General features: G+C 70.9%; 11 protein-coding genes and 1 pseudogene. 4 read left to right on the plus strand and 8 right to left on the minus strand.

Annotation, left to right across the window (positions count from 1 at the left end; translation table 11 throughout):
- Positions 1-25: 25 nt before the first annotated feature.
- Positions 26-952, minus strand: a complete 927-nt coding sequence (locus tag AB0E78_RS29120) for an AraC family transcriptional regulator (RefSeq protein WP_361838402.1) — start codon at positions 950-952, stop codon at positions 26-28.
- Positions 953-1,053: 101 nt separating this feature from the next.
- Here AB0E78_RS29120 and AB0E78_RS29125 point away from each other — a divergent pair, with 101 nt between their 5' ends.
- Both AB0E78_RS29125 and AB0E78_RS29130 read left to right on the plus strand, forming a co-directional pair.
- Complete coding sequence (locus AB0E78_RS29125) at positions 1,054-2,073, plus strand: zinc-dependent alcohol dehydrogenase family protein (RefSeq protein ID WP_361838404.1); 1,020 nt, start codon at positions 1,054-1,056, stop codon at positions 2,071-2,073.
- A 93-nt stretch (positions 2,074-2,166) separates the two neighbouring features.
- A pseudogene (locus tag AB0E78_RS29130) lies at positions 2,167-2,835 on the plus strand (NAD(P)-binding domain-containing protein); the annotation flags it as partial.
- A gap of 27 nt (positions 2,836-2,862) precedes the next feature.
- Here the strand turns inward: AB0E78_RS29130 and AB0E78_RS29135 are convergent.
- The 7 genes from AB0E78_RS29135 to AB0E78_RS29165 all read right to left on the minus strand — a co-directional run bounded on the left by AB0E78_RS29135 (position 2,863) and on the right by AB0E78_RS29165 (position 10,077).
- A complete protein-coding gene (locus AB0E78_RS29135) occupies positions 2,863-3,414 on the minus strand; it encodes a glycoside hydrolase family 25 protein (protein ID WP_361838407.1) in 552 nt (183 codons plus the stop codon).
- An 86-nt stretch (positions 3,415-3,500) separates the two neighbouring features.
- Positions 3,501-4,688 carry a hypothetical protein gene (locus tag AB0E78_RS29140; RefSeq protein ID WP_361838409.1) on the minus strand — a complete coding sequence of 396 codons (1,188 nt, stop codon included), beginning with the start codon at positions 4,686-4,688 and terminating at the stop codon, positions 3,501-3,503.
- Positions 4,688-5,467 carry a polysaccharide deacetylase family protein gene (locus AB0E78_RS29145; protein ID WP_361838411.1) on the minus strand — a complete coding sequence of 260 codons (780 nt, stop codon included), beginning with the start codon at positions 5,465-5,467 and terminating at the stop codon, positions 4,688-4,690. The genes AB0E78_RS29140 and AB0E78_RS29145 overlap by 1 nt, the downstream gene beginning before the upstream one ends.
- Before the next feature lie 416 nt (positions 5,468-5,883).
- Positions 5,884-6,387 carry an ATP-binding protein gene (locus AB0E78_RS29150; RefSeq protein WP_249587637.1) on the minus strand — a complete coding sequence of 168 codons (504 nt, stop codon included), beginning with the start codon at positions 6,385-6,387 and terminating at the stop codon, positions 5,884-5,886.
- Between the two features lie 275 nt (positions 6,388-6,662).
- A complete protein-coding gene (locus tag AB0E78_RS29155; protein ID WP_361838412.1) occupies positions 6,663-7,433 on the minus strand; it encodes an enoyl-CoA hydratase-related protein in 771 nt (256 codons plus the stop codon).
- A 42-nt stretch (positions 7,434-7,475) separates the two neighbouring features.
- Positions 7,476-8,720, minus strand: coding sequence for an Ig-like domain-containing protein (locus AB0E78_RS29160; RefSeq protein WP_361838414.1), 1,245 nt, complete (start codon positions 8,718-8,720; stop codon positions 7,476-7,478).
- A 157-nt stretch (positions 8,721-8,877) separates the two neighbouring features.
- A complete protein-coding gene (locus AB0E78_RS29165; protein ID WP_361838416.1) occupies positions 8,878-10,077 on the minus strand; it encodes an Ig-like domain-containing protein in 1,200 nt (399 codons plus the stop codon).
- Positions 10,078-10,298: 221 nt separating this feature from the next.
- Between AB0E78_RS29165 and glgX the strand changes: the two genes are divergently transcribed.
- Positions 10,299-12,632, plus strand: a complete 2,334-nt coding sequence (gene glgX, locus AB0E78_RS29170) for a glycogen debranching protein GlgX (protein ID WP_361838419.1) — start codon at positions 10,299-10,301, stop codon at positions 12,630-12,632.
- Positions 12,633-12,709: 77 nt separating this feature from the next.
- Complete coding sequence (locus AB0E78_RS29175) at positions 12,710-13,648, plus strand: LysR family transcriptional regulator (RefSeq protein ID WP_361838421.1); 939 nt, start codon at positions 12,710-12,712, stop codon at positions 13,646-13,648.
- Positions 13,649-13,886 lie beyond the last annotated feature (238 nt).

Genomic DNA, 13,886 nt, shown 5'->3' on the forward strand with positions numbered 1-13,886 from the left:
CCCCTCGTCACACCACCCACCCCGGCTAACCGGCGGCCCGCAGCCGCCGGTACTGCCCCGGAGCCACCCCGAACTCCCGCTTGAACGCCTTGGAGAAGGCGAACTCGGAGGTGTAGCCCGCCCGTTCGGCGACCTGCCGCAGCGGCAGGTCCTCCTCGCGCAGCAGCCGGCCGGCCGACGTCATCCGCCACCACGTCAGATACGCGAGCGGGGGCGTCCCCACGGTCGCCGCGAACCGGCGGGCGAACGCGGCCCGCGACAGGCCCGCCCGCGCACCGAGCTCCTCGACCGTCCAGGGCCGCGCGAGGTCGTCATGGATGGCGTGCAGCGCGGCCCTCACCGCCGGGTCCCGCAGGGCCGCCGCCCAGCCCACCGGGTGTCCGGTGGGCTGCTCCCGGAGCCACCAGGCGCGCAGGATGTAGAGCAGCATCGTGTCGAGCAGCGCGGGCACGACCGCGTCGGACCCCGGCTGTGTGTCGGCGAGTTCGGCGCCGAGGAGCTCCACCGCGGCCCGCAGCGAGGCGTGCTCGCCGACCCTGGCCGGCAGGTGCACCACCTCGGGCAGGTGGGCGAGCAGCGGATGGGCGCGTGCCTTGTCGAGCTGATAGGCGCCGCAGAGCAGCACCGTGGCGGCCCCCTCCCCCGCGCTCCGGGACACCCTGGGCCAGCGCCCGTCCGCTGCGAGCGCGAACTCCTCCAGGGGTACGCCGGGCGCGCTGGCCAGGCCGTGCCCCCGCCCGTGCGCGAGGAAGACCACGTCGCCGGGCCCGAGCGCCACCGGCTCCGCGCGCTCACCGGCGGGCAGCAGCCAGGCCGAGCCCTGGAGGACGACATGGAACCCGGCGCCGTTCGACGGGGCGAACCCGATGCCCCAGGGGGCGTTCTGGTACGTACGGGAGGAGTGCGGGAGGCCCGTCCGCATGGCGGCGATCGCGTCACTGAGTACGTCCATGTCCGAACCGTAGCCCTTGGCACGGGCAGCGAGACGTACGGACAGAAAAAAGAGATCGGCAGGCATGGAGCATCTCGCACGACACACGTAGCGTCGTCGGCATGACAACTCCCCGCACCACGACCGGCGTTCGCACCGTCCTCTTCGACGAGATCGGCGGCCCCGACGTCCTCACGATCCATGCCCTCGACCTGGCGGCCCCCGGCCCGGGTGAAGTCCTCGTCCGCGTCGAGGCGTTGGGCCTCAACCGCGCCGAAGCCCTCTTCCGCTCCGGGGGCTACTACTACCAGCCGACCCTCCCCGGCTCGCGGCTCGGCTACGAAGCCGCCGGAACCGTCGAGGCGACCGGCGAAGGAGTCACCGCATTCGCCGTGGGCGACACGGTGTTCACCGGCCCCGGCATCGAGATGAGCACCCAGGGCGTGTACGCCGAGCGCGTCGTGCTGCCCGAGTCCGCCCTCGTGCCGCGCCCCGCCGAGGTGGACGCGGTCACCGGGGCCGCCGCCTGGCTGACGTACACCACGGCGTACGGCGGCATGATCGAGACCGGCGGTCTGCGGCCGGGAGACCACGTCCTGATCACCGGCGCGTCCAGCGGCGTCGGCACGGCCGCGATCCAGGTCGCCCGGCGGATCGGCGCCGTCCCCCTCGCCACCACCCGCACCGAGGCGAAGAAGCAGCAGCTCCTGGACCTCGGCGCGGAACACGTCATCGTCACGGACGGCAAGAACACCGAGGACGTCGTGAAGGAGACCAGACAGGCCACCGGCGGGCAGGGAGTGGAGTTGATCTTCGACGCGATCGGCGGCCCCGGCTTCCGCGCGCTGGCCGAGGCGCTCGTGCCGGACGAAGGCACCGTCGTCGCCTACGGCTGGCTCGACCCCCGCCCCGCGGAGCTGCCGCGGGTCGCGGGCCTGACCATCCACTTCTACGCCAACGCCACCCTGACCACCTCACCCGGCGGCCGCCGCCGCTCCACGGCCTTCCTCAACCAGGGCTTGCGCGACGGCACGCTCCGCCCGCCGGTGGCCGAGGTCTTCGACGGCCTCGACCGCATCCAGGACGCGCACCGCCTGATGGAGTCCAACAGGCACTTCGGGAAGATCGTGGTCACACTCTGAGGGGGCCCGACCACCGAGCCGGAATACTTCCCCTGTTCCGGAGGTTGGCTCCGCTACGAGAGCGCTACGACATCGGCGAACCACCCCCCGGAAGGGTCAGTCATGAAGATCGGCATCATCGGAGCGGGCAACATCGGCGGCAACCTCACCCGCCGCCTCAGGGCCATCGGCCACGACGTCTCCGTCGCGAACTCCCGTGGCCCGCAGACCCTCACCGCCCTGGCCGAGGAGACCGGCGCCACGGCGGTACCGGTCGAGGAGGCCGCGCGCGGCGCCGAGGTCGTCGTCGTGACGGTCCCGCTGAAGGCCGTACCGAACCTGCCGTCCGGCCTCCTCGACGGCGCCGCCGAGAACGTCGCCGTCATCGACACCGGCAACTACTACCCGCAGCAGCGCGACGGGAAGATCGCCGAGATCGAGGAGGGCCTGACCGAGAGCCGCTGGACCGAGCGCCAGATCGGCCACCCGGTGATCAAGGCCTTCAACGGCACCTACGCCCAGGACATCCTCGACAAGCCGCAGCCCAAGGGCGCCCCCGGCCGCGTCGCCCTCCCGGTCTCCGGCGACGACGAGGCCGCCAAGAAGGTCGTACGCGACCTGCTCGACGAGCTGGGCTTCGACACCGTCGACAACGGCGGTCAGGACAACTCCTGGCGCCAGCAGCCCGGCACCCCGGTCTACGGCCTGGCGAAGGACGCCGAGGCGGTCACCAAGGCACTGGCCGAGGCCTCCCCGGAGCGCACGGCGGAGTGGCGCGCCTGACCGCCACGGGCCGCACTGCGGGGGTGACTACGGCTCGGCCCACTCCCGCAGCGCGTCCTCGTCCTCGAAGTTCGCGACGTTCTTGTCCAGTGGCGTCGACGTGTACTGGTGGATGCGCCACTTCGCCTGGATGCGGGGCTTGCCCGCCGAGACGTAGTCGGCGATCCAGAGGGCGTCGCCCGCGTACGACGTGCGGTCGTGGTTCAGCCAGAAGTCGCGGTTCGTGTAGAGCAGCACCCGGTGGTCGGGGCGCAGGCGCTTCACCTCGCGGATGAAGCGGTCCTTCTCCGCGTTGCTCGCCCGGGTGTGCTCGCCCGTCCACTCCCAGTCCACCGCGAGCAAGTCCCCTGATTTCTCAGGGGACTTGTTGACGAAGTACTCCGCCTGGGCCGTGATGTTCCCCGGCCACAGGAAGTGGTAGAAGCCCACCACGCATCCGCCGTCCCGTGCCCGCTTCACCTGTGCGGTCAGTCGTGGATTGACGTACGAACGGCCCTCTGTCGCCTTGATGATGACGAAGGATATGCCGTCCGTGTCGAACGTGGACTGGTACGAGCTGACGTCGATGCCTTTGAGCACGGGCAGCCTCCTGAGCGGCAGAGGGGAGGTCGGCGGAATCTACCCTTGTGGTGCCCGGTGGCCGTGATGGTCAACCGTTGAATGACTCAGCGGAAGATCCCGGTGTGCCCCAGTGAATAGCGGCCGGGCTGCGGGTACACCGCGAGCCCGTGCGGGCCGTTGCCGACGGGGATGCGGGCGGTCTGGACGCCGGTGCGGGTGTCGATGGCGTACACCTCGGAGTCGTAACGGCCGGAGAGCCAGAGGGTGTGGCCGTCCGCGGACACCCCGCCCATGTCGGGGCTGCCGCCCTGGGGGAGCTTCCACTTCTTGGTGAGTCTGTTCTTGGGGAAGTCGAAGACGGAGATGGTTCCCTCGCCGCGGTTGGACACGTACATCTCGCGTGAGTCGCGGCTGACGTACAGGCCGTGGGTGCCCTTGCCGGTCGGCAGGAGCTTCGGCTTGTCGAACTTGTCGCCGCTCAGGACCCACATGCCGTCGGCCATCATGTCGGCGACGTAGAAGGTCTTGCCGTCGGGCGAGACCTTCACGTCCTGCGGCATGGCGCCCTCGAAGGGCAGCTTCTGCTGGCCGACGACCTTCATCTTCTCGGTGTCGACCTTGAGGAGTTCGCCGGAGAACTCGCAGGAGACGATGAAATAGCGCCCGTCGGCGGAGAAGTCGGCGTGGTTGACGCCGTAGCAGCTGACCGGTTCGGTCTTGACGGTCTTCATGGTGTGCGGGTCGCGGAAGACCAGCTCGCGGTCCATCGAGGCCATCACGATGGCGTACTTGCCGTTGGGCGTGAAGTAGAGGTTGTACGGGTCGTGCACGTCGACCGGCTTGCCCGCCTTGCCGGTCCTGGGGTTGATGGGCGTGAGCGTGTGGCCGCGGTTGTTGTTGACCCAGAGCGTCTTCATGTCCCAGGAGGGCACGACGTGCTGCGGCTGGACGCCGACGTCGATCGTGTCGATCACTTCGTACTTCTTGGGGTCGATGACCGAGACGGTGTTGGAGCCGGTGTTGGGGACGTAGATCCGGGACGGGAAGTCCTTGACCACCGGGGAGAGTCTGCCCGGTCGGTCGGCCGCGTAGACGTCCTTCGGATCGAGGACGGGCGGCATGCCCGGCAGGCCCGGCGCGGCCTTGGTCCTGGCGGGCTTGTGGATGCCCTGGGTGCTGAGGGCTTCGTCCGCGTGGTCGTCGCTTCCGCAGCCGGCGAGCGCGGCGGCGACGACGGCTCCGGCGGCGATGACCGCTCCGGTGCGCCGGGTGAGGTTCAGGTGCGGGGTCATCAGGTCAGCAGCTCCGTGGTCGTCACGGCGCGCAGGCCGCGGTGGTCCAGTTCTTCCAGGACGGCGGGGAGGGCGGCGACCGTGTCCGCGTACCCGAAGTGCAGGCTCACGACGGAGCCCGCGCGCACCTCCGAGGTGATCTTGCGGGTGACGGCCTGGGCTCCCGGCGAGGTGAAGTCGAGGGAGTCGACGTCGTACGAGAGGACGTGCGGGTAGCCGGCGCGGCGGGCGAGGCCCGCGACGAGGGGGGTCGCGGTCTCGGCGCGCGAGGGGCGGAACCAGGTGCCGATGGAGCCGGTGAGGCGGCGCAGCCGGTCGGCGCACCCGGTGATCTCCGCGTAGGCGTCGGCCTCCGGCATGGCGTTGATGGTGCGGTGGTGCTGGGTGTGGTTGCCGAGGTCGTGGCCGCCGTCGAGGATGCGGCGGGCGAGCCGGGGATGTTCGTCGAGCCAGCTGCCGACGGCGAGGACGGTGATCCTCGCGTCCGCCTTCTCGGCGATGGTGAGCAGGGACCGCGCGATGGCCGGGTCGCCCTGGCCGTGGAAGGTGAGGGCGACCTGGGGCCGGCCGCGGGGGCTGTGCGCGATCTGGTCGGGGAGGCCGGGGAAGCGGCGGGGGGCGGGGGCGGCGCGGGGTGCTTTCGCGGCGGGGGGCCTGGCGGGCGCGGTCCGGTGCGCTGCGGGGGCGGATCCGGAGGCGGCGCAGCCTGCGGTGAGCGCGCCCGCGACGGCCAGTCCGGCGCCCGCGCGCAGGGCTCCACGGCGGTCGGTCTCGGTCACCTGACCATTTAATGGGCAAAGAGGGTAAAAGCCGCTGATTGCCCGCGCGCAAACCGTGCGGGTCGGGGCAGCGGGGGCGACTGGCCACCCGACCACCCCTTGCGGAACACCTGTCACAGCCGGAACTTAACCAGTGTTTACCAGGCAGGTGTCCCAGCTCACCAAGGATTCACCTGTGAACTGTCGGAGTTTGCACCCTTATGACCGGATAGGGGCTTTTGGATCAGTGGCCCCCGTCTGCCATAGTCGAAGCCACGACCCCCATTGACCCGGGCTCAGGTCGTCATCAGCGCCCGTGGACCACACCCCTTCGTCCACGGCGCTCCGCGCAGGCCCCCGCAGCGCCGTACGCCGGCGACCGGGGGCTTTCGCGTGTTCCCGCCCACTCGCTGCCGCAGATTCCCGGCCGCCCGTTCTCAGCGGTCGGCGACCCGCATCTCGAACCAGGTCGTCTTGCCGCGCGGCAGCAGATCGACGCCCCACCGGTCGGAGAGCTTGTCGACCAGGAAGAGGCCGCGGCCACTGAGGTCGAGTTCCTGGACGGGCATCAGGCAGGGCAGTCCGCGCGAGGGGTCGCGCACCTCGATCCTGATCCAGCCGCGCCGCCGCATCATCCGCAGCCCGAAGACACGGGCGCCGGTGTGCCGCACGGCGTTCCCGACGAGTTCGGAGGTGAGCAGGACCGCGTCCTCGGTCAGCTTCGGCGAGAGTCCCCAGTGCCGGAGCACCACGACCTGGGTGAGCCTGCGCGCGATGGCGGCGGACTCCGGGCGCGACGGCAGCGGAACCTCCGCGTCCGTCGGATTGCCGAACAACTCCAGCGCTTTCAGCGCGTGTTCGTCCTCGACCGCCGGCGACCAGCGCGCCGCGGTCGCACTCCCGTGTCGCCGCGGCTGTTCGATACCCTCCAGCCCCGCCATGCCCCCCATCATGGCCGCACGGAACGGATTCCGGGGCCGTTCCGACGGAATAAGCCCCCCGGAACCATCCGTTCCGGGGGGCTGGGTAGGCATATGCCAGTGGCAGTCAAGCCCTGGCGACACCCCTGCTGACCTGCGATGACTACCCGCTTACAGGTGATCACTCAGGGCCGCGGAGAAGGCAGACTTAAGGGTCTCTTAAGGCGCGCATAATCCGCTCCTTCGGGGGACACTTTGGCTGACGTGGCCTCAACTGATCGCGCCACGGGGGAACTTCAGAGGAACTTTGCCTTGCCCGGACCCTCCTCGACGAAGCTCCGCATGCCCCGCTCGCGGTCCTCGGTGGCGAAGAGACCCGCGAACCAGGTGCGTTCCATCGCGAGCCCGGTGTCGATGTCCGTCTCCAGGCCCGCGTCCACGGACTCCTTGGCGGCGCGCAGCGCGAGCGCGGGCCCCTGCGCTAGCCGCGCGGCCCACTGGTGCGCCTGCTCGTACACCTCGGCGGCGGGCACGACCCGGTCCACCAGACCCATGGTGAGCGCCTCGTCGGCCTTGACCATGCGGCCGGTGAAGATGAGGTCCTTGGCCTTGGACGGGCCGACCAGCCGCGCCAGGCGCTGGGTGCCGCCCGCGCCGGGGATCAGGCCGAGCAGGATCTCCGGCTGGCCGAGCTTGGCGTTGTCCGCGGCGATGCGGAAGTCCGCGCAGAGCGCCAGCTCGCAGCCGCCGCCGAGCGCGTAGCCGGTGACGGCGGCGACGACGGGCTTGGGGATACGGGCGACCGCGGTGAAGGAGTCCTGCAGGTCCCTGGACCGCGCGACCATCGCCGCGTGGTCCATGTCCTGCATCTCCTTGATGTCCGCGCCCGCCGCGAACACCTTCTCGCCGCCGTAGACGATCACGGCGCGTACGTCGTCGCGCCGGGTCGCCTCCTGGGCCAGCTCCTTGAGCCGGTCCTGGAGGGCGATGTCGAGCGCGTTCATCGGGGGGCGGTCGAGGCGGATCGTACCGACGCCTTCGGCGACTTCGAGATGCACAGATGTCATGCGGGGCACGTTAGCCGTGCCCCGCACGACCGTGGCGACCGGTCAGGCCTTCCACTTCTCCCAGGACATGTTCCAGCCGTTGTAGCCGTTCTCGGGCTGGATCGTCTTGTCCGCGGAGTTCTTCACGACCACGACGTCACCGATGAGGGAGTTGTTGAAGAACCATCCGGCGGGCGTCTTCTTGCTGTAGCCGCCGCGCACGTCGCTCAGGCCTATGCAGCCGTGGCTGGCGTTCGTGTTGCCGAAGGCGCCGCCCGACCAGTAGTTGCCGTGGATGAACGTGCCCGACGTCGAGAGGCGCATCGCGTGCGGGACGTCCTTGATGTCGTACTCGCCACCGAAGCCGACGGTCTCGCCGTTCATGCGCGTGACCTGGAGCTTCTCGCTGATGACCATCTGGCCGTTGTACGTCGTCGTGCCCGGCGCGCCCGCGGTGATCGGGATCTTCTTGATCTGCTTGCCGTCCCGGACGACCTTCATCTGGTGCGACTTGGCGTCGACGGTGGAGACCTGGCTGCGGCCGACGGTGAACTTCAGGGTCTTGGCCTGCTCGCCGTAGACCCCCGGCCGGCCCTCGACACCGTCGAGGTTGAGCTTGACGGTGACCTTCGTCCCCGCCTTCCAGTACTTCTCCGGACGGAAGTCGATGCGGTCGTTGCCGAACCAGTGCGGCTCGACCGCCACGGACGGCTCGGTCTTGACCTCGATGGCCTTCTCGACGGCCTCCGGGTCGGTGATGCCGCGCGAGAAGTGGACCGAGAACGGCATTCCGACGCCGACCTTGGAGCCGTCCTCAGGAGTGAACTGGCCGATGAAGGTGTTCTTCGGCGTCAGCGTCGTGAACGACGTGTCCTTGGCGGATTCACGCCCCTCGGAGTCCTTGGCTATCGCGTGGACCTTGTACTTCGTGGAGGCGGCGAGGTGATGCGCCGGCGTCCAGCTCGCGCCGCCCGACGTGATCTTGCCCGGGACCGGATTGCCCTTGCTGTCCTCGACCTTGACCTGCGACAACTTGCCCTTGTCGGCGGCTATCTTCAGGGCGCCGCTGGTGGCCACCGAGTCGGCGCCGTCCTTCGGGGCCACCGTCACCACTGCCGTCGACGGCGCGTTCTTGTCGCCCGCCTTGTCCTTGCCGTCGCTGCCCGCGTCCGAGCCGCCGCCCCCGCCGCATGCCGTGACCAACAGCAGCGTCACACCCGATGCCACCGCAAAGAGACCCTTGGTCCCCCGTCGTCGTGCGCGCCCCCGCGCACCAACCGACGTCCCCGATATCGGTCGCCCGTTCAAGATGTGTCTCCCCTCGCACGGCCTGGTCAGGCCCGCACCCCAGTGCCTCAGCGCGCACAGACACGCGCCTGCGCTAGATAACCACACGGCCCTGACCGATGACTCCCCGCCAATGTCACTGTTCAGTCCCAACTGCGCATGTGGTGCGGGCCCTGGCTCAGCGAGCGTCCGCGGGCTTGCTCTCCGGCTCCGAGCCGGGCGGCGCCGTCCACTCCTTCCACCCCATGTTCCAGCCACCGAGCCCGTTGTCAGGAGCGACTTTCTTGTCGTCGCTGTTGACGACTTCCACCACATCGCCGATCAGGGTCCGGTCGAAGAACCACCCCGCCGGGGTCTGTGAGCTGCCGCCCTTCACGTCACGCAGGCCCACGCAGCCGTGGCTGACATTGGTGTTGCCGGGGGCGTCCGGCGACCAGTAGTTGCCGTGCAGGAAGGTGCCGGACGTCGTCAGACGGATCGCGTGCGGCACGTCGGGGATGTTGTACTCGCCGCCGAAGCCGACGGTGCGGCTGTTCATCCGGGTCACCTCCAGCATCTCCGTGACCACCATTTTCCCGTTGTACGTCGTGGTCTTGGGGGCGCCCGCGGTGATCGGGACCGTGGAGAGGACCTCGCCGTCGCGGCGTACCTCCATGGTGTGCTCGGCCGCGTCGACCAGGGAGGTCTGGCTGCGGCCGATCGTGAAGGAGAAGCTCTTGTCCTGCAGGCCGTAGACGCCGGGGGCGGCCTCGACGTCCCGCAGGCGCAGGCCGACGGTGACCTTCGTGCCGGGCTTCCAGTACTTCTCGGGGCGGAAGTCCAGGCGGGTCTTGCCGAACCAGTGCGGCCGTACGTCGACGGCGGGCTTCGCGGTGACGCTGATGGCGCGCTGGACGGCCTGAAGGTTCTCGATCTCCTGGTTGAACTCCAGGGAGACGATCATTCCGGTGCCGACGGTGGAACGGTTCTCCGGCGACACGTAGCCGATGAACCGCTCGTCGGGGACCTGCGTCGTGAACGTCGTGTGCCGGGCGGAGCGGCGGCCGTGGCCGTCCAGGGCGACGGCGTCCACCGAGTACTTCGCGGCGAGCGCGAGACCACCGTCGTCCAGCGGCTTCCACGTCATGCCGTCCTCGTCGATGTGGCCGGGGACGTTCTGCTCCCGCGCGTCCTGCACCCGCACGACCTTCACCGATTCGAGGCGTCCGTCGGGGACCTCGACCTGGAGCTGTTCCTCTCCCTTGACCCCCTTGCTGCCGTCGTCGGGCGTCACCCGGATCGCGTCGGCGGGCGACCGCGGCTTGCCCATGATGCGGTCGATGCCACCGCCGTCGCCGCTGCATCCCGCGGCTCCGGCCAGCAGTCCTGCCCATGTCACTACGGCGGCCAGCGCGGCCCCTGCGCGCCGAGCGCGCCTCGCTACCTGTCTCACGTCCGTCCCAACGACCGTCCCCCTCCTGGGGAAACGTGAGTGCGACGCACACGCTGGGCAGAACAGTGGGGAGGACGGCACGGGCCCCGGGGTCCGCAGGTTCCGTCCGGTCGGGTACGCCCACGCCGCCGGGACGCGGCAGGGGTCGAGCCGCAGGAGGCGAATGGGTGTCCAGCGCAGCCGAACAGGAAGCACTCCGGGGTGGGCGGCGCGGGACGGACGCGGCCGCGGGGAACGGGAAGGCCGTCGTGAACGGGACGTCCACGCGGCCGGAGGCGCGCGCCGCGCCGCGGGCGGCTTCGGTGGCGCGCGCCCGGCCCGCCTGGCCGGGGGCGCCGACGCCGCTCGGCGCCCGGTTCAGGGTGGGGCCCGACGGGGTCGCGGGCACCAACTTCGCGCTGTGGGCGGGGGGTGCGGAGGCCGTCGAGCTCTGCCTGTTCGACGAGCGGGGCGTGGAGACGCGGACGTCGCTGACGGAACTGACGCACGAGATATGGCACGGCTTCCTACCGGGCGTCCGTCCGGGGCAGCGCTACGGCTACCGCGTGCACGGCCGCTGGGACCCGTGGACGGGCGCCCGCTGGAACCCGGCGAAACTGCTCCTCGATCCGTACGCGCGTGCGGTGGACGGCGACTTCGCCGAGCACGGTCTGCCGCCCGAGGTGTACGGGCACGTGCGGGACTGGCCCCAGCAGCAGGTGGCCGACACGGTGCGGGACGACCGGGACTCGGCGCCGTTCGTCCCCAAGGGTGTGGTCGTGCACGACGACGCCCCGGACGACGAATGGGCCGACGACCGGCGCCCGAAGACGCCGTGGGCGGACTCGGTCATCTACGAGGTCCACGTACGCGGCTTCACCAAGCTGCACCCGGGGATTCCGGAGAACCTGCGGGGGACGTACGCGGGTCTGGCGCATCCGGCGGCGATCGGCCATCTCGTGCGGCTCGGGGTGACGGCGGTGGAGCTGCTGCCCGTGCACCAGTTCGCCCATGAGGACCATCTCCTGCAGCGAGGCCTGCGGAACTACTGGGGCTACAACTCGATCGGCTACTTCGCACCGCACGCGGGGTACGCCGCGTCGGGGACGCGGGGCGAGCAGGTCGGCGAGTTCAAGCGGATGGTGCGGGCGCTGCACGAGGCCGGGATCGAGGTGATCCTGGACGTCGTCTACAACCACACGGCGGAGGCGGGCGAACTGGGCCCGGTGTTCTCGCTCAAGGGCATCGACAACCGCGGCTACTACCGGCTTCAGCCGTCCGACGCGCGGCGTTACGCGGACTACACGGGCTGTGGGAACACGCTCCAGGTGGTGCAGCCGCACGTGCTCCGCCTGATCACGGACTCCTTGCGCTACTGGGTGACCGAGATGGGCGTGGACGGGTTCCGCTTCGATCTGGCGGCGGCGCTCGCGCGTTCGTTCCACGACGTCGACATGCTCTCCCCCTTCCTCGCGGTGATCGCGCAGGACCCGGTGCTGCGGCGCGTGAAGCTGATCGCCGAGCCGTGGGACGTGGGGTCCGGCGGCTACCAGGTGGGGGCCTTCCCTCCGCTGTGGACGGAGTGGAACGACCGCTACCGGGGTGCGGTGCGGGACTTCTGGCGAGGCGCGCTGCCCGATGTGCGGGATCTGGGCTACCGGCTCTCCGGGTCGAGCGACCTGTACGCGTGGGGCGGACGCCGTCCGTACGCGTCGGTGAACTTCGTGACGGCGCACGACGGGTTCACGCTGCGGGACCTGGTGAGTTACGAGCGCAAGCACAACGAGGCCAACGGTGAGGGGAACAGGGACGGTTCGGACGACAACCGCGCCTGGAACTGCGGCGTGGAGGGCGAGACGGGGGACGAGCGGGTGACGGAGCTGCGACGGCGCCAGCTGCGCAATCTGCTGACGACGCTGCTGCTCTCGACGGGGGTGCCGATGCTCGTGGCCGGGGACGAGATGGGGCGTACGCAAGGGGGCTCCAACAACGCGTACTGCCAGGACAACGAGGTCAGCTGGGTGGACTGGGGGCTGCTCGACGAGCCGGGCTGGGGCGCGCTCTTCGACCTGACGTCCCGGCTGATCGCGCTGCGGCACCGGCATCCCGTGCTGCGGCGGCGGGCCTTCTTCTCCGGCCGTGCGCATTCGGCGGACGGGCTGCGGGACCTGGCGTGGTTCACCGCGCGCGGGACGGAGATGACGGAGGGCGACTGGTACGCGCCGGCCGCGACGCTCGGCATGTATCTGTCCGGCCGTGACATACCGGGCCGTGACGCTCGGGGCGCACCGGTCGTCGACGACAGCTTCCTCGCGATCCTGCACGCGGCGGACGGTGCGAGCGGCTTCGTGCTGCCGGGGGCGCCTTGGGCGCAGGCGTACGAGGTGGTGGTGGACACCTCCCTGGAGGAGCAGGGCGCCGCCCCCTGCACGGTCCTGCGCGCCGCCACGACGGTCACGGTGGCGGGGCGGTCGGTGCTGTTGCTGCGGGTGCGTGAGGGGGTGGCGGGGAGGGGCGGGTGACGTGAGCGCGGCGCGGCGGCCTCATTGGTCCGAACCTGCCCATTGCCGCGCTTCCCCGTGCCGGTCAAGCTCGGGTGATGGACCTGGAGTTGAGGCACCTGAAGACGATCCGGGCGATCGCCGACGCGGGCAGCCTGACCAAGGCCGCCACCGCGCTCGGGCTCGCGCAGCCCGCCCTGAGCGCACAGCTCAAGCGGATCGAGCGCGCCTTGGGAGGGGAACTCTTCGAGCGGGGGCGGCACGGGGTGCGGGCCACCGCGCTCGGGGAGTTCGTGCTGGCCCGTGCCCGGGTCGTGCTTCCGGCGGTCAGCGGCCTGCGGGAGGAGGCGCTGCGGTTCGGCCGGGCCTGGGAGGGCGGCGCCGGTTTCCGGCTCGGCGCGACGCACGGGCCGCTGCTCGGCGCGCTGGTGGACCGGCTCGCCGCCGCGCACCCGGGGGCGCGGGTGACCACCCACACCTCCTGGTCGGAGCGGGAGATCGCGTCCCGCACGGCCGACGGGCGCCTCGACTTCGCGCTGGTGGGGACCTGCGGGGCGAGCGCGCCGCCGGAGAGCGAGCTGCTCGTGTGGCGGGAGGTCGCCCGTGACCCGGTCTTCGTCATGCTGCCCACCGGGCACCGGTTGGCGGCCCGCGGTGAGATCGGCCTGGTCGAGCTCGCGGACGAGGCGTGGACCGACGTGCCGGGCGACGGCTGCTTCGCGGACTGCTTCACCGCGGCGTGCGCCCGCGCGGGGTTCACGCCTTCCTCCGTGTACGAGACGGACGTGGCGTCCTGCGTCCATCTGGTCCAGGTGGGGCGGGCGGTGGGGCTCTGCCGGGCGACGTTCCCGCCGACGCCGGGCCTGGTGACCCGGCCGCTCTCCGGGGCGCCGCTGTACTGGCGGCACCTGCTCGGCTGGCATCCGGCGTCCCCGGCCCAGGACACCGCCCCCGCCGTCTACGCCCAGGCCCGCACGGCCCACGCCGAAGCAGCGGCCCGCAGCGAAAGCTACACGGCATGGCTGGCAGCACCTTGACCACAGCTCCCGTGAACGCCGGGCTGCGGCTTCCGTGACGCAGGCCCGCAGCCTGCCTCAGCAACGCCCCGCGCCTCACGACCACCCACCCGCAGCCTTCATGCGCACCGCGACCGGCCTCCCATGCCGCGACGCGCGGCGAGAGCCGCACGGCGTGGCTCGCGGGGCCCTCGCCACAGCCTCCGCGAGCGCCGACCCGCCTTCCCTGAGCGCCGGGCCGCGGCTCCGTGAGCGCAGG

Origin of the sequence: Streptomyces sp. NPDC032198 (assembly GCF_040636975.1) — a bacterium.
Taxonomy (GTDB): domain Bacteria; phylum Actinomycetota; class Actinomycetes; order Streptomycetales; family Streptomycetaceae; genus Streptomyces.

What these genes read in the sequence shown, in the direction of transcription:
- AB0E78_RS29120 (WP_361838402.1), bottom strand. Translation starts at nt 952, where the DNA reads ATGGACGTACTCAGTGACGCGATCGCCGCCATGCGGACGGGCCTCCCG.
- AB0E78_RS29125 (WP_361838404.1), top strand. Translation starts at nt 1,054, where the DNA reads ATGACAACTCCCCGCACCACGACCGGCGTTCGCACCGTCCTCTTCGAC.
- AB0E78_RS29140 (WP_361838409.1), bottom strand. Translation starts at nt 4,688, where the DNA reads ATGACCCCGCACCTGAACCTCACCCGGCGCACCGGAGCGGTCATCGCC.
- AB0E78_RS29150 (WP_249587637.1), bottom strand. Translation starts at nt 6,387, where the DNA reads ATGGCGGGGCTGGAGGGTATCGAACAGCCGCGGCGACACGGGAGTGCG.
- AB0E78_RS29155 (WP_361838412.1), bottom strand. Translation starts at nt 7,433, where the DNA reads ATGACATCTGTGCATCTCGAAGTCGCCGAAGGCGTCGGTACGATCCGC.
- AB0E78_RS29175 (WP_361838421.1), top strand. Translation starts at nt 12,710, where the DNA reads ATGGACCTGGAGTTGAGGCACCTGAAGACGATCCGGGCGATCGCCGAC.